Source organism: Chitinophaga oryzae (assembly GCF_012516375.2).
Classification (GTDB): Bacteria; Bacteroidota; Bacteroidia; order Chitinophagales; family Chitinophagaceae; genus Chitinophaga; species Chitinophaga oryzae.
In genome coordinates this window covers 5,587,176-5,608,861 of record NZ_CP051204.2, presented here as the reverse complement: position 1 = coordinate 5,608,861, position 21,686 = coordinate 5,587,176, and the positions used below count along the sequence as shown (strand labels likewise).

General features: G+C 41.7%; 19 protein-coding genes, 1 tRNA gene and 2 pseudogenes. 9 read left to right on the top strand and 13 right to left on the bottom strand.

Annotated features, from left to right (window positions below; genetic code table 11):
• Nucleotides 1-128 precede the first annotated feature (128 nt).
• From HF324_RS22090 to HF324_RS22080, 3 genes are all read right to left on the bottom strand, one after another.
• Nucleotides 129-422, bottom strand: a complete 294-nt coding sequence (locus HF324_RS22090) for a putative quinol monooxygenase (protein WP_078668334.1) — start codon at nt 420-422, stop codon at nt 129-131.
• Complete coding sequence (locus HF324_RS22085; RefSeq protein ID WP_168804564.1) at nt 419-1,246, bottom strand: SAM hydrolase/SAM-dependent halogenase family protein; 828 nt, start codon at nt 1,244-1,246, stop codon at nt 419-421. Before HF324_RS22085 ends, HF324_RS22090 begins: the two co-directional genes overlap by 4 nt.
• A gap of 199 nt (nt 1,247-1,445) precedes the next feature.
• Nucleotides 1,446-2,261 (bottom strand): SDR family oxidoreductase, encoded by an 816-nt coding sequence (locus HF324_RS22080; RefSeq protein WP_168804563.1) that lies wholly within the window; start codon nt 2,259-2,261, stop codon nt 1,446-1,448.
• A gap of 201 nt (nt 2,262-2,462) precedes the next feature.
• Here HF324_RS22080 and HF324_RS22075 point away from each other — a divergent pair.
• A tRNA-Lys gene (locus HF324_RS22075) sits at nt 2,463-2,535 on the top strand.
• A 567-nt stretch (nt 2,536-3,102) separates the two neighbouring features.
• Here HF324_RS22075 and HF324_RS22070 read toward each other — a convergent pair.
• On the bottom strand, nt 3,103-6,246 hold the full coding sequence (locus HF324_RS22070; protein ID WP_168860855.1) for an SIR2 family protein: 3,144 nt from the start codon (nt 6,244-6,246) through the stop codon (nt 3,103-3,105).
• A gap of 348 nt (nt 6,247-6,594) precedes the next feature.
• Here HF324_RS22070 and HF324_RS22065 point away from each other — a divergent pair, with 348 nt between their 5' ends.
• The 5 genes from HF324_RS22065 to HF324_RS22045 all read left to right on the top strand — a co-directional run bounded on the left by HF324_RS22065 (nt 6,595) and on the right by HF324_RS22045 (nt 9,967).
• Nucleotides 6,595-7,314 (top strand): hypothetical protein, encoded by a 720-nt coding sequence (locus HF324_RS22065; RefSeq protein ID WP_168860854.1) that lies wholly within the window; start codon nt 6,595-6,597, stop codon nt 7,312-7,314.
• A gap of 108 nt (nt 7,315-7,422) precedes the next feature.
• Nucleotides 7,423-7,761: a helix-turn-helix domain-containing protein gene (locus HF324_RS22060; protein ID WP_168860853.1), complete on the top strand. Its 339-nt coding sequence runs from the start codon at nt 7,423-7,425 to the stop codon at nt 7,759-7,761.
• Nucleotides 7,762-8,204: 443 nt separating this feature from the next.
• On the top strand, nt 8,205-8,567 hold the full coding sequence (locus tag HF324_RS22055; RefSeq protein WP_168860852.1) for a plasmid mobilization protein: 363 nt from the start codon (nt 8,205-8,207) through the stop codon (nt 8,565-8,567).
• Nucleotides 8,557-9,330, top strand: a complete 774-nt coding sequence (locus tag HF324_RS22050) for a relaxase/mobilization nuclease domain-containing protein (RefSeq protein ID WP_168860851.1) — start codon at nt 8,557-8,559, stop codon at nt 9,328-9,330. The genes HF324_RS22055 and HF324_RS22050 overlap by 11 nt, the downstream gene beginning before the upstream one ends.
• 37 nt (nt 9,331-9,367) lie before the next feature.
• Complete coding sequence (locus HF324_RS22045; protein WP_168860850.1) at nt 9,368-9,967, top strand: hypothetical protein; 600 nt, start codon at nt 9,368-9,370, stop codon at nt 9,965-9,967.
• Between the two features lie 97 nt (nt 9,968-10,064).
• On the opposite strand, the gene HF324_RS22040 is transcribed toward HF324_RS22045, so the two are convergent.
• Nucleotides 10,065-10,301, bottom strand: coding sequence for a helix-turn-helix domain-containing protein (locus tag HF324_RS22040; protein ID WP_258539175.1), 237 nt, complete (start codon nt 10,299-10,301; stop codon nt 10,065-10,067).
• Between the two features lie 449 nt (nt 10,302-10,750).
• On the opposite strand from HF324_RS22040, the gene HF324_RS22035 reads away from it, so the two are divergent.
• Together HF324_RS22035 and HF324_RS22030 are read left to right on the top strand one after the other, a co-directional pair.
• Nucleotides 10,751-11,200 carry a hypothetical protein gene (locus HF324_RS22035; RefSeq protein WP_168860848.1) on the top strand — a complete coding sequence of 150 codons (450 nt, stop codon included), beginning with the start codon at nt 10,751-10,753 and terminating at the stop codon, nt 11,198-11,200.
• A gap of 11 nt (nt 11,201-11,211) precedes the next feature.
• Complete coding sequence (locus HF324_RS22030; RefSeq protein WP_168860847.1) at nt 11,212-11,505, top strand: hypothetical protein; 294 nt, start codon at nt 11,212-11,214, stop codon at nt 11,503-11,505.
• A 63-nt stretch (nt 11,506-11,568) separates the two neighbouring features.
• On the opposite strand, the gene HF324_RS22025 is transcribed toward HF324_RS22030, so the two are convergent.
• Complete coding sequence (locus HF324_RS22025) at nt 11,569-12,930, bottom strand: site-specific integrase (RefSeq protein ID WP_168860846.1); 1,362 nt, start codon at nt 12,928-12,930, stop codon at nt 11,569-11,571.
• 400 nt (nt 12,931-13,330) lie between these two features.
• Here HF324_RS22025 and HF324_RS22020 point away from each other — a divergent pair, with 400 nt between their 5' ends.
• Nucleotides 13,331-14,668: a site-specific integrase gene (locus HF324_RS22020; protein ID WP_168860845.1), complete on the top strand. Its 1,338-nt coding sequence runs from the start codon at nt 13,331-13,333 to the stop codon at nt 14,666-14,668.
• 114 nt (nt 14,669-14,782) lie between these two features.
• Here HF324_RS22020 and HF324_RS22015 read toward each other — a convergent pair whose 3' ends face one another.
• The 7 genes and pseudogenes from HF324_RS22015 to HF324_RS21985 all read right to left on the bottom strand — a co-directional run.
• On the bottom strand, nt 14,783-15,994 hold the full coding sequence (locus tag HF324_RS22015) for an IS256 family transposase (protein WP_168860844.1): 1,212 nt from the start codon (nt 15,992-15,994) through the stop codon (nt 14,783-14,785).
• A 113-nt stretch (nt 15,995-16,107) separates the two neighbouring features.
• A complete protein-coding gene (locus HF324_RS22010) occupies nt 16,108-16,881 on the bottom strand; it encodes a hypothetical protein (RefSeq protein ID WP_168860843.1) in 774 nt (257 codons plus the stop codon).
• 187 nt (nt 16,882-17,068) lie between these two features.
• Nucleotides 17,069-17,155, bottom strand: a pseudogene (locus HF324_RS33425) (hypothetical protein); the annotation flags it as partial.
• 193 nt (nt 17,156-17,348) lie between these two features.
• A complete protein-coding gene (locus HF324_RS22000; protein WP_168860841.1) occupies nt 17,349-18,002 on the bottom strand; it encodes a hypothetical protein in 654 nt (217 codons plus the stop codon).
• A gap of 12 nt (nt 18,003-18,014) precedes the next feature.
• On the bottom strand, nt 18,015-19,001 hold the full coding sequence (locus HF324_RS21995; RefSeq protein ID WP_220101220.1) for a thrombospondin type 3 repeat-containing protein: 987 nt from the start codon (nt 18,999-19,001) through the stop codon (nt 18,015-18,017).
• A gap of 931 nt (nt 19,002-19,932) precedes the next feature.
• A protein-coding gene (locus tag HF324_RS21990; RefSeq protein ID WP_168802981.1) for an IS3 family transposase occupies nt 19,933-21,035 on the bottom strand; the annotation gives its coding sequence in 2 pieces (ribosomal slippage) (nt 19,933-20,769 and nt 20,772-21,035; 1,101 coding nt in all).
• Nucleotides 21,036-21,118: 83 nt separating this feature from the next.
• Nucleotides 21,119-21,649: pseudogene (locus HF324_RS21985) on the bottom strand (transposase); the annotation flags it as partial.
• Between the last annotated feature and the right edge of the window lie 37 nt (nt 21,650-21,686).

Sequence of the window (21,686 nt, the reverse complement as noted above, 5' to 3'; positions counted from 1 at the left end):
ATGCTAATCTGCTGAACAGTTTTAACTTTTTGTAAATATCTTTTTAATTGTTAGCTATCCGCTTGAATAGTAGCGGTTTTCCGGGAGATTAAAATACGGTTAGCACCCCGGGTCCGCCCGGCGGGCATTCAGGCCTTGAAAGCCTCTGTAACGGTCCATGCAGCCGGTTTTGCGTTAAAAAGCACTTTGGTGGCGGCCCATGTTTCCCGGAAGAGGTCGGAGTGCCGGTAGGCCTCCAGGGCGGCTTCGGACTCCCATTTGCTGAAGGTGAAGAAGGTGTTGCCGGAGGCCGGGTGTTCCCACAGTTCCAGGTGGAGGCAGCCGGGGAAGTTCCGGATGAGATTTTGCTGACGGGAAAACAGTTCCCGGAAGGAGCTTACCTTGTCGGGGGCAAACTCCATCTTAACGAGTCTGTTGATCATTGAAAGATTATTCTGACAGTTTGGTAAAAAGACAGCTGCTGGAAGCCGGTAGGCTGGGTGAGCTGGTCCCTGCGGAATCCCTGCAGGCCGAAGAGGCCGGCGGCGTTTCCTTTGTTGATGGCTATTTCGAGGTAGCCGGCAGCGTTAAAGATGGCCAGTTTCTGGCCTTCGGCCACGTCGGCGTAGGTTTCGCTGATCTGGTTGATGACTTCATTGCGGCGGAAGAATATCTGGAAGCGGCGGTTCCTGCGTTGCGCATTGAACTGGTCGCGGGTGATATTGACCACTACGTTTTCGAAGCTGTCGATATGGATGATCTGGCCTTCGATGAAGTCATCGCCTACCAGGGGTTGCAGGTTATGTTTGATCTGTATGCTCTGCGTGAGCGGGCCTATTTCGCCGAGGGCTTTGCCCCTGCTCAGTTCACGGGCCGCCATGGCCAGCAGCTGGATCATGGTGAACGTGGTCTTGGGCGCATCCGGTGGCAGCGGGATCTTGATCACCTTCTCCGGCATGCCGCCTGCGATCATGGTGAGCAGGCCATTGTCTGCACAGCCGATGTACTGGCCGTTATGTTCCGCGACGAGGACATGGTCCGGGCGCCGGTCGAACAGATTGATCAGTACGAAATGGAAAGTGCCGAGCGGGAACCAGGCGAAAGCGCTCTTACAGATATAGGTAGCCTGCGGGAGATTGAACGGGCTGATATGATGGGTGATGTCCGTAACATGACATTCCGGGCAGTAGTGCCAGAGCTGCCCCTTGATGGCACCTACCAGGTAATCCTGCATCCCTATGTCTGATGTTAATGTTATAATGGACATGCCAGAAATTCTAAATCCGCTCTAAATTCACATTTCAACGCCCTTCCTTGCTAACAGTTACCGGTATCACATCTGAATGGCATTTTTTCAATGTCCGCTCTCCTTTCAAAAAAGATGCCATGGGGTCTTAAATGCAATCTCTTTGCAAATAAAGGTAAAAATACCGATGGCGCCTATTTTAAGCAGAAAATTCAGTTTTTTATTGTAATGGGGAATTGGGTTCTTTCTTAAAGTGGTTATAGACGAGTTTGTCCAGGATGCCGGGTATCACCTTGCTGAGGAAAACCGTCAGCTTGCCCTGGCCGGTGAGCACCAGCGTACGTTTGCGTTTGGCTATCGCCTTCGCTATCGCCTCCGCCACCGCTTCGGCGCTCATCAGCTTGTCCTCGTTCAGCGGCGTTTCACTCTGTGCCTGTCCCTCCTGGTTGAGCGCCGTATTCCGTATATTCGACGACGTGAACCCCGGACATACCCACATGACGTTGACGCCTGTATGCAGATTCTCCGTCCGCAACGCCTCGAGGAAGCCCTGCATGGCGAATTTGGAAGCAGAGTAGCCGGTCCGCCCCGGAAGGCCCCTGTAGCCCGCGATAGATGAAACGCCTACAATCGTACCCTTTGCTGCTAAAATAGCCGGGAAAGCGTACTTCGTGCAGTAAACCGTTCCCCAGAAATTGATATCCATCAACGACTTCAGCACACCCAGGTCCAGGTCCCTGAACAACGCCCGCATCGATATACCCGCGTTATTGATCAACACGTCGATCCGGCCGAACTGCGCATTCACCGCGTCGATAAACGCTTTACAATCCGCTTCGATGCTCACATCCGCTGTATGGATGAACAGTCCCTTCGGGTTATTCAGCTCATTGCGCAACGCTTCCAGCGCCGGCAGCTTCCTGCCACACACCGCCACATTAGCGCCATGCTGTAACATCTCCGCCACCAAAGCCTTACCAATCCCCGACGAACCGCCGGTAATAACGACTGTCTTGTTCTGAAAGAAAGTTTTCATGGGTATATTTTTGCACTGCAAAAATAGGCGAGAAGTTCATAGTAACAGCATTTTATTATATCTCTGGTACAGAATTGTGCTGCTGTGTTTTGGCTGCAATGCCTGCCGGTACTGTGTTTGGTGCGGTTCCGCGGAAATTTTTTGACAAAAACTTGTTTAAAAATAAAATATTCCTATTTTTGCACCCGCTTTACAGCAAAAGATTCCGTAGCTCAGTTGGTAGAGCAATACACTTTTAATGTATGGGCCCTGGGTTCGAGTCCCAGCGGGATCACAGACAACTTACAAACCTCGCGCTAGTCGCGGGGTTTTGCTTTTTAGTCGAGTGTTTAGTTGAGTTCCTTTTGTATAACCCCGATTTCTTTCCCGTACTTTATACAGGTTAATCAGCTTTTACTAAGATACGAAATATATGTTTGGGAATTTACACACTCAATCACCTTATGAGGCTATCCAAGTTTAGACTACAGAATAGAAATGTAATTTTGGTTCTTAAAGTTAGTTTCAGTCTCTTCATGCAGAGTTAAGAAAATCAAATGAATGGGCATACACCACATACGCACTAAAGGATTTCTTGTTCCCTGAGGAACTTCGTATCATCTGATAGATAACCCAAGAATTTCCGACAGGTGGGTAATTTGTATTTTTTTATGTATATCTCGGCATTACGGGCCATATCTACATTGGGATAAATTCAGCCAGATCATTTGTCGATGATTTATTTCTCGACATTCAGCCGAAACTATAGATATTTTGCTCTTTATCTGAGTATCTTCATATTTAACGTATCCTGGCTCTAAATCACTGCAACTAGATTTTTTATGGCATTTTGCCAGTATCTTTAATCTAATATTTCTGCCATTAATCCATATAAGAAAAAATTGATCTTAACTCTAACAAAATCGCCAGGATTATAATTTTTATAGTCACCTTTTACTAATTTGATAGTTTGCTGAATGGAAGAGATTTTTATGGCTTTATATTTTTCACCGTGGTTTCTCACAATCTTTGCTTCGAATAAAAGGGGAGCTCCATCCGGATCATTCCACGTTAGCCGAAATTCTGGATTTAGATTAAAAAACTTGCTCTGAATATTATTTAAGTATCCTTTTCCTTCATGAAAATGATGATTGTATGTTTCTGCTATAAAGTTGAAATAATTAAATCTTAATGGATTTTCCTTTTCAAGGCCGGGGTTGGTTGAAGATAAGCGTAAGAACTTAATCCGAATATTGGGGATATGCAGCATATTCCCATAATATTTAAACAGAAATTTTACCACTTCAAAATTCTCCTGGTAGTACTCAAGTTCATTAAGATAGCGTTCGCATTCCTCCTGCTGATTTTTTTTCAAATGATAATTGTAAAGCAAAATGCACGCATATGGTTTTAAATGAAAGTCAGAGTATAGGCTATCTAGATATTCTTTGTAGTCTGAATTGCTTAGCACCTCTTCTAAATGGGCAGAATAAATGGACTTTATTTTATCTATTCTGTCCAAGCCATATGTGACAGTTTTATAGGCTATTTCTAATAATTCTTCGATTTGAATGAGAATAAGCATTTTATCTGATTCATCGAAATCCAAGACCTGTAGTTTCCATATCAGCATTTTAATGTAGTCTACATAGCTATATGAGGAAAATGGATCTAAAAGTTGTTTAGCTTCAAATAATTCCTTCGCTTCATTGATGTAGAAGGTGGCATAACTCATATCCCCATCTTCAAAACACATTTTAGCCAATTCGAAACTAATCACACCTCTACGATGAATAAACCTATGATTTCTCCATTCCAGTTTCGATTCCGCATAAACCAGTAACTCAAGTGCTCGTTTTAAATCAGCTTCATTTTTGCGACGCTGTAGGTTCGTGGCGAAGTTTAAAAGAAAATACGGATCATCAGACAGTCTTGTATATGCTGCATCATAGAGTTTGTCAATCTGATAATCGTTGTAAGATTCATTTCGAACGAATGATTTTAAAAGATCGTTTGCAAGATATGAATTTGTCTGTCCAGGCTCAATTGTTTTAAGCATCCTGTCATAAAATTCATACTGCTTGTCCTTGTTGGGAAGAAATCGCTCAACTAATTTTTCTGCAATCAAGGGATGCTTTGTCCTGAAGAATAAACTTGGATTAACACCGTAGGAATTTTTGTTTTCGACTTGTATTAATAAGCCCTTTCCCTCGGCCTTTATGACTTTTTCTGTGAAGTCATCCCAGGACATTGAAATGTTTTGTTTCAACCAATTTGCAGGCATTAAAAGTTTGTGTCGATGTAATAATGCGGTGTATAAAAATGCTTTTTGGGTATCCTTTGTCAATTCGTTGTAGCTTTGAATTAAATCTGCTTCATGTCTGCCGGAGGTGATTAGTTCCATTAGCATAATGAAGGAATCAGAATCATATTCATTTTCAATTTTTGTAATAAGTTGCCTCTTTTCTAAGGCATCTCTAAAAGTAATTAAGTTTGCATTATTCAGTTTAGTGACTAGGTCGTCAATTTCAGAAGTAACCAATTGGCCATTTATTTTTAATTGATAGGCTCTTGGCACAGTTCTCGAAAGTTTATATTTTTCAAGGATGTTTTCTCGAATCGGAACAACAAAAAAAATGCTACAATCTTGAAACTGTTCGATACTAAGTTCACGTTGCAATTCTAGCAAAGATTTATAATGACTTTCAATTTCCACCTCATCACAATATAAAATATACGTTTTAGCCTTGCAAAGTTCAATTAATTCTTTTAAATGATCTTTTTTAACCTTATTGAAATCCAAAATTTCAAATGCAATGGTGTCAAATGATTCCTGTTTCTGAAACTCATAGATAAGCCTTAATGCGAAGGTAGATTTTCCTATCCCAAATTCTCCTGTAATAAAGAAGAGAGGAAGGAACGTCGCGTGATTTTTATTGATGGTGGATTTAATCTGCTCTAAACAGTCATCTATTTGTTTTCTTTTGATTACATCAACATCGCGTGTGATAAGATTGTATGTAGGTTCTTCACCTTTATAGAATTCCGCATCCTTAACAAACATGTCTTTAGTGTGCGTATTAAGTTGTCTTACTATTCCGTCAATATTTAGTAATAGTTTAGCTGGCAGGGTGATATAATGATCTTGACTGTTTGTAATTGATAGGCCTCTTTTTTTTACCAATGTTTCCTGATGATGGGATTCCCACTCCCGGTATTTTAAGAAGAATTCCTGGAATGTGCATTTTATGATACATACCTTATTTTGCGTAAAATAGGATAATGCAGCTTCGTTTGGATATGGATCAACATTATACATCCACTTTTTTTCGCGGTAATTATAGGAATCAAATTTTGCAAGTAGGTCTGTCCCAAATTTGTCTTTATAAGAATAGCCCATTGATAGGAATGCTATATCTGCGCTTAAATTTTTAAGATCGTTTAGTACTAATTTATAGAAAGGTTTTAATTTATTAAAGTCTTCCGTAGAAAAGGCAAAGGGATAAAGACCCATATCTGCCATACAACCGTTTAATTTGATATATTTAACCTCTGTATTTGAGATTCTGCGATTATATTGTTTGGCATTTCTTATTGTTAGTAGATCATAGATTTTTTGGGAAGAGCCTGATATTTCATCATAAGCTTGCTCAACTAATAGGTCGTAATTTGTCGTAATTATCTCCCTCCACGGTATAGACGCTAGGATTTTATGAGCTTCAGTAACTTTTAATTTCTTTAACAGTCCGGAAACGAAAGAATCAAAATGTTTCCTGCTAAACGTATCATCTGCTGAGAGCAGATCCACAAATTTCGTCACATCAGGTTCATTTAAATCTTTTCCTATTTCTGCCTGGTAGTATTGGATCACCTCATTGCTCAGATATTTTTTTTCTGTCACTGAGGCTCCAGCACCCAAAAGCAGAATTGTGTTTGATTCCTGTAGCTTTTTGAAAAGGGCAAAAAGCTGGTCTTGTTGATTTGCAATATCAAGGATATGCTCCATGGATAAGGGAATTAATAAATGGAAAGAAAAAAACTAAGAATTTACATCTGTGGTTGGACAATCTTTCATTGAGGAACAGTACATTAAGCTAGCTAATGGGGTATCCTCGCAGTAATGATTTTGGTTAAAATTTTTGCAAACTCTCCTTACAAGAGCAACCGGTTCCCAAATATACGTAATATTCTTTATGAATGAAATCGCTTAGAGTTTTTTGTGCAAGTATTTGTTTATCAATCTTTTTGCGATTGTAGCCCCCGTAAATGTGTATTAGAATATTTTTGGATGCATCCTCATGATTTAGTATATTTATTTGCGTTGTTGTTTTTTTGCTTATTAAAATGTAAGGATATGAGTAGTTTGAACATAAAGCAGTTGAAATCCTTTTTCACCTTTGATCTCCCCGTTAAATACAGCTATATTTATTCCTGTTTTCGTAAAACTCATGAAAGGCAGCGCGATATCTATGCTAGTTGGCCAGCAGAGGCAACACGTCGTCAGTTGATCAATGAGTATTGGAGTAATGCGCTATGGCATTATTTGCTTTTGTTTGTTTTGGCGGATTTGACTGTTTTCTTTTATAGTGGTCAGTTGAATGCAATGTATGTGCTCGCCGGTGTGACGTTGGGAATGGCTGCCTATCTGCCGGTGTATTTCCTTGTTTATCGACCCATCTTTACTGGTGATTTCCTGCCAATGCTAGAAACGGTAATAGCGACATATGAAGGCCGTGAACGTGCATGGCTGGAAAAGTGTAAGCAAGACCAGTTGACAAACCGTGCTTTGGTACTTTTTCTATACGCATTTGATAAAGTCAGCAAGGCCAACTACCTGACCCCCAGTGATAAATGCGCAGACCTGCTACACAAAATTTTCGGATCAAGCCCCGCTGGAATCAAAAAAGCACTTGACCTGATCTTTAAGAAGGATAAAAGGGCCAAATTGGAACATCGCCATCTTGTAGAAGTGAGCAAAAGTTTTGAAGAAGCCTATGTTGTCCTAGAAGCAATGCAGTTTGATGAAGGTATTAAACAGCTAAGGCAGTTAGAGCAGCAATTTCAAAGGCCATAATATCATCCAGAATATAAGGCCAAATCCTTCTTTTTTTCGCCAAACAAGTATACTTAGCCTGTTTCCTTTTTCCTGAGTAACCATATTTGCTGTATAAATCGGTATAATATGGAAAAGAGAGAAAGAAGTGTGCAGACGGCAGCGCCAATACTGTTCCCGATTGAGCCGGAACAGTTTTGGCAAATGCTGCGTGTATTAGTGCGGGAAGAAGTCAGCCAACTAGAAAGGCAGCCGGTACGTACCCCGGCATATGATACCCCCGGCCTCACCTACAAGCCCCTCTATAAAATTGGTGAGGTCTGTCAGCTATTTCAGGTTACCAAGCCTACTATTTACGACTGGATTAAACACGGCAAACTAAAGCCGTACAAAATCCGGTCGAGGGTCTATTTTCTTTGGAACGATATACAGCAATTGTTACAGCCGGGAGAACAGCCGAAAGAATGACAGGCAGCGATGCTACCTGTCGCGGAGATTGGGCGGGGCTGCTCCACGCAGGCCCCGGCCCGAGAAGATCGAACGGGCCGCCTACGGCCGCCCGTTCATGTAGATGGTACAGGCGGCGTTGCCACCTGTACGCGGAGATTGGGCGGGGCTGCTCCGCGCAGGCCCGACCCGCGAAGATTGAACGGGCCGCCTACGGCATCCCGTTCGCGGATTCGAACGGATCTTCGCTCCGTTAGCGAGCGGTGTTTTTGCTGCGCAAAAACCGCTCGCCCCCTCGCTCCCGGTGGTCGCAAGGGGGATAATGCAGCGGAGATTGTAGCGGAGGATGACGGGCAGCTTCGCTACCCGTCTGCGGAGAAAGTACAGGCGGCGTTGCCACCTGTACGGGAAGATCGGGCAGGGCAGCAGAGCTGCCAGCCCTCAAAGGTTAAAATGTAGCAGATATGGAACAGACGCAGGAAAAGAAGAAGGGTAAAGGCGGCAGACCGCCTAAAGCTGTTAGGAAAGAAATACGTACTGGCGTACGGTTTACCAAGGCAGAGTACTTTATTGTGAGGGAAAAGGCCATTAAAGCAGGTCTGCGTTATACTGGCTATATCCGTCAGATGGCATTGTTTGGCAGCGTTGTAGCACGTTTAAGCGACGAGGAACGGGCATATATCAAACAGTTAATAGGGATGGCCAATAATATCAATCAGGTATCGAAACAGGCACATAAAGAGGGCATGTTGAATGCCATGTTACTTTTTGAAAGTTACCGCCAGCAGATTGACAGCCTTCTAAACTGGTTAAGACGTGATAAGTAAAGTAATTACCGGTAAATCCTTTTATGGCTGTTGTCGCTATGTCTGTGCAGATGAACGACGGGCGGAAATACTGGAAGCAGAAGGTGTGAGAGATTACAGCTACCGGCATATGGGTAACGATTTTGAAACGAACCGGCAGCAGTTGCCAGATAAGCACCGGGCAGTTTTTCATGGTATCCTTAGCTTTTATCCTGGTGAGCAGGTAACCGATGAAAGGTTGGTGCAGATAGGGCGGGAATACCTCGAAAAACTAGGTATCACTAATACCCAATATGTGATAACAAAGCATACAGATACCGATCATTTGCACCTACATATCATCGCAAACCTGGTTAACAACAGTGGAAAGGCAATCCGGGATAATTGGATAGGGTTACGGGGGAAGAAGGCCGCGCAGCAGCTAACGCAAAAGTATCAGCTTGTTCCTGCCATCGAAAAGAAAATAGCCCTTACCAACCTGCAAGCCCTTAATCATGAAGAAACGGCCCGCTATGAAATCTTTCAGGCTATCGAAGCAGTATTGTTTCACTGTAAAACCTTGCCAGCATTGGAAAAGGAGCTGATGAAAAAAGGAATTGACGTACAGTACAAGTATAAAGGCGATACACAACAGCTACAGGGAATTAGTTTTAAAAAAGGTTTGTATGCTTTTAAAGGCAGCAGCATTGACCGGCAATATTCTGTATCAGGCTTACAAAAGACAATGCAGCAGCAAATTACGCAAGAACAGCAGCAATCCATTAAACGTGGTTTGCGCTTGTAACAGTAAACCTATTTAACAATGAATTAAACCATGTGTTATGAATGAGTTGTTATTGCAGACAATTATAGACAAGTTAAATAAAGTTGATGAAGATGTCCGGCAAATAAATAGTGTGGCGCCGCAAATACCGGACTATACAGAACAGTTAAAGATTGTCGGAGTTTCTTTGGTGCAGATAAAAACGGATATAGCAGGAATGCCTGAACGCCTGAAGTTTCCAGCCGCGGCGGTTTATACGCTATCGAAAAATCTTGAAATAAATAACGATCTGCTGAAACGTCCGCCTGTACAGGAAATAAGTCATCACCATCATGTAAAGGCAGGGGCGATTGTTTCCGCTTGCCTGTTCCTGTTACTTGTCTTAGGGAGTGTGTGGTTATTCAACACGCGCTCCATTTTACAGGCTTATAGGGAAGGAGATATAAAATATCGTTATATGCAGCTACAAGCGGGGAAACAGTTACGCCCGTTCCTGTCTACGATAGATAGCTTGTATCATGCGCACCCGCAAGCCTTCCGGGATAGTGTGGTACAATGGGAGGAAGAAAGGCAGCGCATAGCTGCTATGTTACGCGAAGCGCTGGAAAAAGAGGAAGAAGCAAGCCAGTTAAGGAATAGAGCGGGGAAAATTCGATAATGTCAGTTTTGTACGAGGGCGCTGCTGCGCAGGCTTGCGCATTTCATCAGATGATTCGGCGGCCCGCCGAATCATCTGATGAAATGCGCTTTGTTATTTATTGCTTGTTGGATTGTTTCTTTGGAAAGAACTGATGGAGTTCAGCTTCCATAGCTTCAGCTAGTTTTACTATGGTGTATAGTTCTATGTTCTTTTTCCCATTCTCTATTTTGCTGATGTCAGCGCGGTCTATGCCGGTGCGGACTTCTATATCCAGCTGAGTAAGGCCCGCGGCTTTTCTCACAGCGCGAATATTTTTTCCGAGGTTAATTTGTTCCCTTAAATACCTATCCATAGCCATTTTAATATGTTGAACAGGTAATAATCGAAGATTTTATTCGAAAATAATGTGGGTTATAAACCACATTTCAAAAAATGTGTTTATATTCGCATTGTGATAGTGAATTTGCAGTAATTGATTATTTTCGCAATCCTTAAGAAATTTAAGGCTTTGCTTGAATCCTCTTCTTGGGAACGTGAGAAATTCTAAAGGGAACGAGGGGTTAAGTGACAGCCCATGCTATGCGTGGGCCCACTTACTTGTTCCCAGGGCTTCTCACGGCCTCCAAGACAGGTAATGTTGGGTCTGCGCTTTTTTATGCCCGTCGCAGATCTCCCTAATCGTCATGTAAACTTTTAATGATTTTGTCGGCAATTGTCGGCTGGAATGCTATTGTCAGTTCCATAATTAAGGCCGAAAAACCGTTGCTGACAAGGTTTATTTATCACTTTAAACATTTTACGATGGCTGATCTGTTAACCGATTTAAAGAAAATCACCCTTTACACCACCAAGCAAAGCCTTACTGAATACTGCTGGGAGCTATTCACCATTGTTTTGTCAAGTTCAGAGGCGGACGGGTGGGGTATGCGCCAGAGGAATCAGGCCATACTTTTTTGCCGGTTTTTCATGAATACAATAAACGCGGCCTTCTCCATGAAAGAAGCCCTGATACGGGATAACCTGACTAATCTCAACAATTCACTGGGTAATGAGTTACAGGTGCATTTGGCTAATCTGGAAGAATACCGGTCGGAAGTTGACGTTGACGAGATGGAACAATTCTTTGATGGCTATTCAGCAATCCTGTTTAAGTATGAAGAATCCCTGTTTGACAGCTTATCGCTCAGAATCAGTTTAAGCTATTTCAAAGATTTCTTTACCCGTCTTAGACTAATTGATTTAAGTTTTTAAAGTTATATATTATGAAATACATTTATTCCTTTCAGGATGAATTGAATCCTAATCCACTAAGAGTTTTGTACATGGCGTTTTTCAACGCAAGCGCAGTATTTAGAGCGCGTATGTGTGAAGAATGTGGTTTTAGTGAACCCACATTTTACCGTAAGATGCGGGAATTGCAACTAGGAAATGGGCGTGTGCGCGTGGCAGATTTAAGCAACGCAGAAAAGTATAAGGCCTGCCAAATTGCGGAAATAGTGAGCAAGAACCTGGTACAGGAAGTGGAAACCCTTGTTGCCTCAATGCAAGCCGAGTGAACTTGTTGAGTTTGTCAAAGGTGTTGTTTCAGATTTTTGAAACAACACCTTTTTCGTTACCAGCTATCCTACATTCACCAAAGTTGTAGCTGTGATACCAATATCGCCCCGTTTTTCCCATATTTCCCTGATCTTCCGGCCCGCTTCCTCCGGTGTAATCCTGATGTACCGGTAAAAATCGCGCAGGCTTTTATGGCCACTGATCTTCATTATCAGCTCTACAGGTGTTCCTGCCAAAAATTCGTTGGTACAGAAGGAGCGGCGGCAGGTGTGTGAGGTTATCCACTCATGTTTGGGCTTTACTTGTACTATGTCTTTATTTCCCTTTTTATGGGAGAACTTTATTAACTCGCAAATGCCCGCCAGTTGTGCTGCTTCTTTGATATGTCTGTTAAATTCGGGGTTACTGACTGCGGGAATCTGACGGTTAAATCGCTTAAGCAATATTTCTTCCGCCGCGTCCCTCAATGGCACCACAACCCAATGATCAGATTTTTCCTGCTTCTTATATAGTGACCCTTTCCGCACGTCCTCCGGCTGGATAGACGAAAAATCGGAAAACCTTAACCCTGTCAGGCAGCCAAGTACAAATAAGTCCCGATATTTTGTCAGATGGGGCTTTTCGGATAGGTCTGCCTGATAAATCCGGGCAATTTCGGGCCAAGACAGGTATACAGCATCGGCATCCTCATCCAGTATTTTAAAGTCGGATAAATCAATAGGGGCGATGATTTTACGGCGCATCCTATCCCGCAGGAATATACGAAGCTGTTTAATAGTTTTACCTATGGTGGAGGTTTTTAGCCCTTTTATCTGTTCCTTTTTACCGTCAATAACCTCCGATCTCCGGCGTTGAACATAGTCGTAAGTCAGATAATTGACAAGGCTTTCATACAGGTTAAAGTCAAAGGAATCGAATGTTATAGCAGCTCTCCGGTGTTCCTGAAAGGCTGCGATATGGTCTTTCATGTTCTTATACACATTCAGCATACCCGCCGAAACCTTATCCCGCTTGCATTTAATATAGTCCTCTATCTGGAAAATCAGGTCAAGATTGGTTTTAGGGTCGAGTGCCGCGGCTTGCTGGGCCTTTTCTTCCAGCGTGGCCGTGTCGAAGGCAGGGTGGAAGGTCTTTTTTACAAAGGTGGGTATATCCGGTACTTTCTTTTTCACTGCATGGGTAATAATGTCGTTCGCTTTTCGTAGCAGGGCCGCCAGCTGGCCGTTTAGGGCGTCAGCGGTTCCGTATGCGGCTGGAAGGTCAGGGGTAATACGGTGGAACTTCCGGTTCCAGTATTTAGGAGGAATGGCGATTTCCGTGTTCAGGAGAACCGTTTTAGCCCCGCAATATTGGATAAATACAATACAGGTGCTATCTTTGCGCACTTTGCCCTTTGGGCAGATAAGTTTGATTGGTAACAGCATACTCAAAAAATTTTAGTTGAGTTTTTAGTCGAGTTCAATGCTGTTAACCGTTATAAAGGTAGGACTTTGAAAAATTGGTCGGTGTTATAAAATGTTGAAAATCAATCGATAAAAGTAAAACTAAGTAAAGTTGTGTAAGGCTTTTCCTGACTTCTGTAATCCCAGCGGGATCACAAAGCCATCCACAGGATGGCTTTTTTAGTGTCAAAATCACCGAATTTCTCCAATTCGAATAAATTTTCCACTCAAAAAAGCACAAAGTATCACAGAGTCGAAGGGTACCTATTCGGGTACCACTCTTTCGACAGTATATTTGGTACCCTTGGAAATTCCCCCAACCACGGGAAATATTGAATTAAGCGGTTTTAGGCCATTCAAAAACCTAAAAACTTTGTGTGTCATGAAAGTCAATGAACATCTTTCAGTGCTTTTCCTATTGGAAAAATCCAAGGCAAGCGCAGATGGCCAAGTACCCATCACGGTTCGCCTTACCATTAATGGCGTCCGCTCAGAAATGTCACTTGGACAAAAGGTTTTTCCTTCTTACTGGAACCAAAATCAAGAAAACGTCTGTTTGGATTCCCACCCCAACAAAAAAGAAGCGGCCCTTCTTTACTCCTCCATTACCCAAATCCTCACTGATCTTAAGACCCACTATTTCTTTTTAGCTCAAAAATATGAATCAGTGACGCCGGAGCTGTTAAAGCGCTCCTATAAAGGACTGCTTGAAGTTGAGAAAAGCAATGGGGTACAACCAACAGCGCCAGAACGGACAATCATGCAAGTTTGTAATTTTAAGTACAGTAAGTTCGCCTGTTTGGTAAAAGCCGGGTTACGATCTGAGAAAACTCTAAGAAGATGGAAAGTGACTAAAGGAAAACTCCGTAAATTCCTACAATTCAAATTTGGCAAATGGGATGTTCCACTTTCAGCATTCAAATACAGCCATGCAGAGGATTTTCTGCACTATCTACTAACAAAACAAGGTATCATCAGGAATACAGCGATGAAATACCTTAAAAACACCAAAGAACTTCTTAAAATTGCCCAGAACCAGGAATGGAGACCTCACAATCCTTGGTTGCCATTCAAGACTACTTATAGACAACCCAAACGAAATTGCCTCACTATTTATCAGATCATTGCAATTTTCAAAAAAGAACTGATAGACCGACTAGACCATGTTAGGAATGTTTTTCTGTTTGCATGTTTTACTGGCTACTCGTTTACCGAATTACAGAACCTTTCACGTGATGCAATCTTTCTTGGGATTGATGGCAGAAGATGGATTAAAATTGATCGTCAAAAAACAGGAAATCCGGAGTGTCTGCCACTTTTACCAATTCCGGCTGCAATTCTTGATAAATATGCAAATGACCCATACTGTATTGAGAATAATCGATTATTACCAATTAAAAGCTATTCACATTATAATGGCTATCTCAAAGAAATAGCTGATCTGTGTGAAATAGGCATAGATCTGACTACTCACATCGCGCGCCATACTTTCGCGACAACAGTTTGCCTAGACCATGGCGTCCCCTTGGAGACAGTCAGTAAAATGTTGGGACATACGAACATTCGCACTACTCAGATTTATGCGAAGGTCTCTAATCGAAATATAAGTATAAACATGAATGCCCTTGAACGGAACCTATTTATGCCGGATGGAAAAATCAAAGCGGCCGAATTCGTTCATCTTCTACCGGAGAATTTTTCAACGGTCATGTTAGAATGATGTCTTTCTCTGCTAGTGCAGGGAGACAGCGAGGAAGAGGTAGCTTTATCCTCTGCTTAACCAATATGAAAATGAAAGATATTGGGTAGTATTACAAAAAGTGTGTCAGGGTGATTAAAGATTAAGTTTTAATCGTTCACTAAATATAATAGATAATTGGGCCAATGTCTGATTCCAATTGTGAACGGGTTTATTCCATTTGGCACATATATTCTCCTGAACAAGGAATAAGAGCTTCATGAGGGCGTCTTCCGACTGGAAGGCGCCCTTTGACTTTGTAACAGCGCGAAGCTGCCGGTGGAAGCCTTCAATAATATTGGTTGTATACATAATTCGGCGAATGTCTTTGTTGTACTGAAAATAGCTACTCAATCTTGGCCAGTTTTTTCGCCAGGATTCAATCACTTTGGGATACCTGGCTCCCCAGTTAGATTCCAGCTGATCAAGGCTTCGTTCTGCCTGGTCAGCAGTAGTGGCCTTGTAGACGTTTTGAAGATCTTTCATAAATGGCTTGACATCCTTGTAGGAAAGATATTTCTGAGAATTGCGTATCTGATGTACGATACAGAGCTGAACCTCGGTCTTGGGGAAGACACTTTCTATGGCATCAGCAAAGCCCTGAAGATTATCTATACAGGCAATGAAGATATCTTCCAAACCGCGATTCTGTAAATCTGTTAATACCTGCAGCCAGAATTTAGCACCTTCATTCTCCCCGACATACATACCCAGCAACTCTTTGTAGCCCTCCTGATTAAGGCCGATAATGCAGTAAACAGCGCGACTGACAACCCGGCCCTCATGGCGGACCTTATAATGGATAGCATCCAGCCAGACGAACGGGTAAACCCGCTCAAGAGGGCGGCTGCGCCACTCTTGTATCAATGGCAGAATTTTATCTGTAACACGGCTTATCGTGGCTGTAGAAGCCTCCAGACCATACATATCCATCAGGTGATCCCGTATATCGCTGTAGCTGGCTCCACGGGCGTATAAAGAAATGATCTGTCGGTCCAGATCTACCCCAAGCGTTTTATGACGTTTGGGAATTATCTCAGGCTCGAATGTCCCATTACGATCGCGTGGCGGGTTAATATCTACCGACCCAACGGCGGTCTTTACCTGTTTACGCCCTTTGCCGTTCTTACGGTTGGCATCTCCTTCATCTTCAATATGCGCTTCCAACTCACCATCCAGGGCGCCTTCAAGAAACTCCTTTAGTAACGGCGTTAGCACGCCGTCCTTACCTAAAAGCGTATCCCCGTTCTTCAAACGGCTCGCCGCTTGCTTCTTGAAGGCTTCGAAATCAAAGTTTTGCTTTTCCATATTGTCAGTTTAAAGTTAAAAAACTTTTTACTGACACACTTTATGTAATAGTCTCGATATTGTAAGTTCCGAAAAACTCTTTGAGTGTAAATTGCGAAAAAAGGAAATTATTTTTACGGACTAATGACCTGTTTATAGTAATTGGATAACCCATAACTTATTTGTGGCGGCATTCCTGAAGCTGAACGCACTCTCCAAGATAATATTCTTACTGAAGGAGGAAAGTCATCAGGTATTCGCTCTTCTGTAGGATAAGTCATTAAATACCTTAAAAGCGATGGTTCCATCCACAATACAAACGTGTAAATATCGTCCAGGTTGCGTTTTACACCAATGGTTCTTTCAAATCGAGGTTTTGCAATTTCAGCTCTTAGGAACTGAGTAAGGTTACCTCTATCCTTCAATACTTGTATAGTTAGAAATAAATTGCTTACTGTAACAAAACGTCGGCATTCTGTGTTTGGCTTTTCTAACACTAATTCAACTTCGTTGTGGCTCCATCCAGTTGGTGGTTCCATACAAATACAATTGTAAGACTCACAACTTGTCATATAATTCAACGTGATTAGTTGACCTACCAATCCACAAACATTTTTTCCCTTTCCTTTCAAAAAGGAGCAAAATGCTTTATCTACAATTGTAAATTTATCAGGATCGAGATTTTTCTGGGCATCGAATAGCAGTCTATTTAATAGTATGAGTATTTTAAAACAAAGCTTGTCTCCATCTCGCCAACCAGTGAAAAGATCCATAATTGACATTTCAGACAAAACAGGCTTGTTTCGATACCGTGGGAAAACCTTTGGAAACTGGAACCCTTGTTTACGAAGATAGTAAAAGAGGGTTCCAAGTTCATTAAAGAATAAATGTGAATTAAGAGATTGCATAGGAGAAGTTATAAAACACCATATACTGCCTGACTATATGATGATCAAAAGGATTGCGTAGAAACTAACGCATTGGGCAACCATTTGTATTCACCGGGGTACCCAGAGGAGTATTAGGGCATATATCGTACCATTCTGGCACTCCATCATGATCACTATCAACCCAACCATTCTCTTCTGGGTCTAATGGACATCCATTTGCATCTACAATAACGTTTGCGGGTGTGTCGGGACATTTGTCAACATTATCTTCTACGCCGTCTCCGTCTCTGTCAAAACCAATTCTTTTAATTGAAGACTTTTCAAAATTAGATAGAGACATCGGATGTCTTAATGCTAAATCGGCAAATGTTAGCTTTTGAGTATTTTCCAACATTTCCGGAAAATTATTCATAAACCAGGCCATAATCAGTAAAAGAAAGAACACCGCGAGACGTATAATAAATTTAGTTTTCATGTGTTTTTATTTAGCTGAGAATTTCTAAATTTTTATAGTTTATCGAATCGTCGAACAAATAAGAGAAAATAGGATATGGGCCAGGCACAAGCGCACCTTCTAGTTGTAGTTCGTTTTCTGAAATTATATGTGAAAATGGAATTCTGTGATGTAAAAAAGTATGACTTCCAAAATGGGAATTAGTCGTTTGCTGTATAAATGAAAATAGTTCCTCCTGGCCAAAGGAAAATTCCGGCAGTAATTTTTGGTAAAATATTCTGAATTTCGGCCCTATTTGTCTAACCTCAGTCTTAACATTATTTACTGTATACTCATTCTCAAAGAAAATTGTATAGAATGGACAAAGAAGAGAAACAATTAAAATAAGATGTCTGGAAAAACTAATGTTTTCAAAAGGATTACCTATTTCCTGAATTTTAATTTTTAACATAAAACTTGGAAATTGTGTATATGCCATATCAAATATCTCAAGTTCTTTTCTCTTGAGGTCATTAATCAATTCCATCCATGGGGTACGTACATCATTGATTATATCACTAATTTTTTTTTCAACGATCAAATCTCTTTCAAGTTTTATTCGGGGATGATTGTATACAGAAGGCATTCCAATCGGGTAATATTTATGAACATAATGTAATAATTCGTAAGGAATGTTAGCGCTCATTTTGAATTCAATTTATTCACAATTACCGGTAAGAGGATTATATAGTTTTGCTGCAGTTACTGGAACGGTAACGCCTAATAAACATGGCCCGTCTGTAAATTTACTTCCTGGACAACTTCTTTCCAGTTCTTCGACTGTATATTGTCTAAGCTTTTCCTTCACTATTGAGGGTACAGGTGACAACACTCCGTCATTGAGATTTTGGACAACTCGCCAGGCTGCATAATTAAAGGCATCGACAAATTCGTTTGATGATGCAATTGCCGTATTCTTAAGAGTAACAGTAATGCAAGCATTAGGCCAACTAATAATGAAATTTTGGCCAGTTGTTGGATTTACAAAACCCTCTCTTAGATTGGTAATTTGTCCTGTAAAAGCATTGCCTACTTTAGCCATGCCATAAGTACCACAAAGATCTCCAAAAGGTCCTACTGATCTATTATTATAAGTGACAGTATATCCACCGGCCGGGGGAGGGTCTACGGGATATGATTCCAGCTCTATTGGGCCAGGAGGTGTCGGCGATAAGGTATAGAACTGGGGAAATCCTACAAATCCACTATTAAAATTTGCAGTAACTGTAACCACGTCAATATCCATAGTCAATATACAGCCATCAGGACCAACCCACAAATTTGCAGGTGTACCAGGGCACTTATCCACCCCATTTGGTACTCCATCGTTGTCATCGTCTTTATCTTTCCATTCGGGATCGGATTCTCCTGCTAAGGTTGATTGGAGAGGTTTGGACGAAGAAGTTTTTTGTAAGGGCTTTGAGGATGTACTCTTTTGTGCTATAGATGTTCCTCCTCCAACAGGAATTTCACTAATTGCTAGTCCGTTTTGTACATTGTAAGCTTTAAATAAGGTGCCATAGGAATTAAAAATTCTTAATGTACCTGTCATTTCATCATAGTTGCCATTTCCGCTGGTTTGAAACCAAGCTGCAGTAGGTTCTTTCTCAACAAAGGCAATTTTTTTGTATTTGTTTTCTTTCAATACAACCATTTTTAAAATTCGACCGCTCATCCGATCTATCCCCACAGGTACAGTTAGCTGAACTCTTTGATCATTTAGGAAATATAGTTGAGCTAAGTCATATTTGGGCCTTATAAAATTATATCGATTACTTAGGGCATTTGTCATGCCTCGACCTACTGAAACTTGAAATAGGGAATCAGCCTCCCTTATGTGAACTGTGTCCCATTCCGGATCATAGTTTAGCGTATGGGTAAATGATTTAGCATTTTTTAAATTTGACAAATTGGCCTTGTCTAAGGCTTGTAACTTTGGATCATTTTCTTTTTTCTGGCATGAAAATATAAATAAAACAATGAAGAGAATAGAGAAAGTGCCTCCTATAAAAAAAGCTTTTTCATTTTGATGGGTTAAATCTAGGTGAAAGAATATTTATATTTTGGGTTTTATTTTAAACGTAAAATTTTTTTACGGCTAGCACTCTCGAGGCAGGGCGATTCTCGCTAAATATATAAAAAAATAATGAATAAACAATATTAATTTTTTTTTTACGGCTGTGTTCGCCTTTGCGTTCTTTTGCCTAATGAAGAATAAAAAAAAATAGAGTTGGCGGGAAGTTTAAATCCTACATATACTACAGTACTGAACTTTCGTAATTACAGAAAAACTTTAGGTCTGAATCCTTCTGGAACGCTAGTCCAAAATGAAACAGTTCGTTGTTTGGCTGCTTTTGTAATAATAATCTCCTTAACACCGGTCTGCACTCTGTGAATCGTCCTTCCGTGGAAGTTGATTTTACTAACCTGACTATTTCTGCCATGACCTTGTACCGAAAAATCGGGCAGTTTAAAATTAGAGAAAATGGGCAATTGAGCTTGTACCCAATCCTGGACACGGTAAATTAGAGATTTTGGGCGTTTTTGAGCTTGTACCCAATCCTGGACACGGTAAATTAGAGATTTTGGGCGTTTTTATGTCTTTCAACGACCTCGTTCGGCGTTAGGTTATTAAGCGAACTGTGGGGGCGAAAATTGTTATACTCCCAGCGCCAATGTTCGATTTTCTCCTGGGCATCCTCAAGGGATAAGAACCAGTTCACATTCAGACACTCATCCCGGAAGCTACCATTGAACGATTCTATAAAAGCATTATCAGTGGGCTTTCCGGGCCGGGAGAAATCCAAAGTTACGTTATTTTCATAAGCCCATTTGTCAAAATCCTTGCTGATAAATTCACTCCCGTTATCAACCTGGATTCGCCGGGGAATGATATTTTTTTGACGTTTTAAATCTTCCAGAATTTTCACCACATCGATGCCTTTTATCGATTGCCCAACCCCGATTGTCAGGCATTCGCGACTAAAATTATCCACTAAAGTTAAGGTCCTGAATTTCCGTCCGTCAAACAGCTGATCTGCCACAAAATCCATCGAACAGCACTGGTATATTCCAGTTAAGCCAGGCCGTTCCAACCGATGTGCTGCTGCTTTACTTCTGCGCGGACGCTTACTTCTGAGATTAAGCCCCTCTTCCTTGTAGATACGATGTACGCGCTTACGATTGTCTTTCCAGCCTTCTCTACGCAACAGTATATGAATCCGGTTATAACCATATCTTACCCGGGTCGCGGCAATCTCCCTGATTCGCTGTCTGACCGGCAAATCACTCTTCCGTTTCGATTTGTAATACCACTTCGAACGGGCATACTTCACCACCGAGCACGCACGCTTTACAGCCACCTTATAACTGGATATCAGGTACTGCGCATGTTTCTTTATCTGAATACGCGTTAAACACTTTTTTTTAGCACATCCTGTAACATTTGCTTGTCCAGGCTTAGATCTGCGACAATCTGTTTCAGCTTGAAGTTTTCCTCCTCCAGCTGACGCAATCTCTTAAGCTCGGTGATGCCAAGCCCTCCGTACTTCTTTTTCCAGTTGTAAAAGGTAGCTTCACTCACTCCCATCTTTCGACAAACCTCTTGTACCGCTACCCCTGTTTCTGCCTGCTTCAGCGCAAAAACGATCTGTGCCTCCGTAAATTTGGATTTTTTCATGGCAATTACCTCCTTTTTAAAGTTATCAATAATTGCCCATTTTCTCTAATTTTAAACTGCCCGATTTTTCGGTACAAGGTCACTTTGACTTTATAAAACATGGCGTCCAGCCAGACAATGCAATACAGTGGTTCCAAAGGACGGGCCTGCCACTCTTTGACCAGAGGGATAACTTTATCGGTTATGGAAGATAATGTCGCAGCTGAAATCTCTGTATCGTACATATCTTTGATATGAGCAGAGATGTCCCGTAAGCTCATGCCATGCCCATACATACCGATGATTTTGCTCTCCAGACTCTCTGCAAGAATAGTCTCCCGCTTTTTAATGATCTGCGGCTCAAAGCTGCTCGCCCGGTCACGGGGTGTCTCCAGGTCAATAGTACCATCTGCCGTTTTAAGCTGTTTACGGTTTTTACCGTTCTTTCGGTTCCCATTTGCCCTCTCTTCATCGTCTAAATGAACTTCCATCTCACCCTCCAGGGCTGCTTCGAGAATATCTTTCAGCAGAGGCGCAAAAGCACCATCTTTGCCAAACAGGGACTTACCAGAGCGCAGTTGCTCCAATGTCTTCCGTTTGAGTTCTTCGTAGTCAAATTTTCCTTTTTGTTCCATAAAAAACTGTGTTAAAGGTCTTGATTTTTTAGCCTTT

Excerpts from the sequence above, each read along its gene's own strand:
- HF324_RS22085 (WP_168804564.1), bottom strand. The coding sequence starts at position 1,246 with ATGTCCATTATAACATTAACATCAGACATAGGGATGCAGGATTACCTG.
- HF324_RS22065 (WP_168860854.1), top strand. The coding sequence starts at position 6,595 with ATGAGTAGTTTGAACATAAAGCAGTTGAAATCCTTTTTCACCTTTGAT.
- HF324_RS22045 (WP_168860850.1), top strand. The coding sequence starts at position 9,368 with ATGAATGAGTTGTTATTGCAGACAATTATAGACAAGTTAAATAAAGTT.
- HF324_RS22025 (WP_168860846.1), bottom strand. The coding sequence starts at position 12,930 with ATGCTGTTACCAATCAAACTTATCTGCCCAAAGGGCAAAGTGCGCAAA.
- HF324_RS22090 (WP_078668334.1), bottom strand. The coding sequence starts at position 422 with ATGATCAACAGACTCGTTAAGATGGAGTTTGCCCCCGACAAGGTAAGC.
- HF324_RS22030 (WP_168860847.1), top strand. The coding sequence starts at position 11,212 with ATGAAATACATTTATTCCTTTCAGGATGAATTGAATCCTAATCCACTA.
- HF324_RS22080 (WP_168804563.1), bottom strand. The coding sequence starts at position 2,261 with ATGAAAACTTTCTTTCAGAACAAGACAGTCGTTATTACCGGCGGTTCG.
- HF324_RS22040 (WP_258539175.1), bottom strand. The coding sequence starts at position 10,301 with ATGGATAGGTATTTAAGGGAACAAATTAACCTCGGAAAAAATATTCGC.
- HF324_RS22000 (WP_168860841.1), bottom strand. The coding sequence starts at position 18,002 with ATGAGCGCTAACATTCCTTACGAATTATTACATTATGTTCATAAATAT.
- HF324_RS22035 (WP_168860848.1), top strand. The coding sequence starts at position 10,751 with ATGGCTGATCTGTTAACCGATTTAAAGAAAATCACCCTTTACACCACC.
- HF324_RS22020 (WP_168860845.1), top strand. The coding sequence starts at position 13,331 with ATGAAAGTCAATGAACATCTTTCAGTGCTTTTCCTATTGGAAAAATCC.
- HF324_RS22015 (WP_168860844.1), bottom strand. The coding sequence starts at position 15,994 with ATGGAAAAGCAAAACTTTGATTTCGAAGCCTTCAAGAAGCAAGCGGCG.
- HF324_RS22070 (WP_168860855.1), bottom strand. The coding sequence starts at position 6,246 with ATGGAGCATATCCTTGATATTGCAAATCAACAAGACCAGCTTTTTGCC.
- HF324_RS22055 (WP_168860852.1), top strand. The coding sequence starts at position 8,205 with ATGGAACAGACGCAGGAAAAGAAGAAGGGTAAAGGCGGCAGACCGCCT.
- HF324_RS22060 (WP_168860853.1), top strand. The coding sequence starts at position 7,423 with ATGGAAAAGAGAGAAAGAAGTGTGCAGACGGCAGCGCCAATACTGTTC.
- HF324_RS22010 (WP_168860843.1), bottom strand. The coding sequence starts at position 16,881 with ATGCAATCTCTTAATTCACATTTATTCTTTAATGAACTTGGAACCCTC.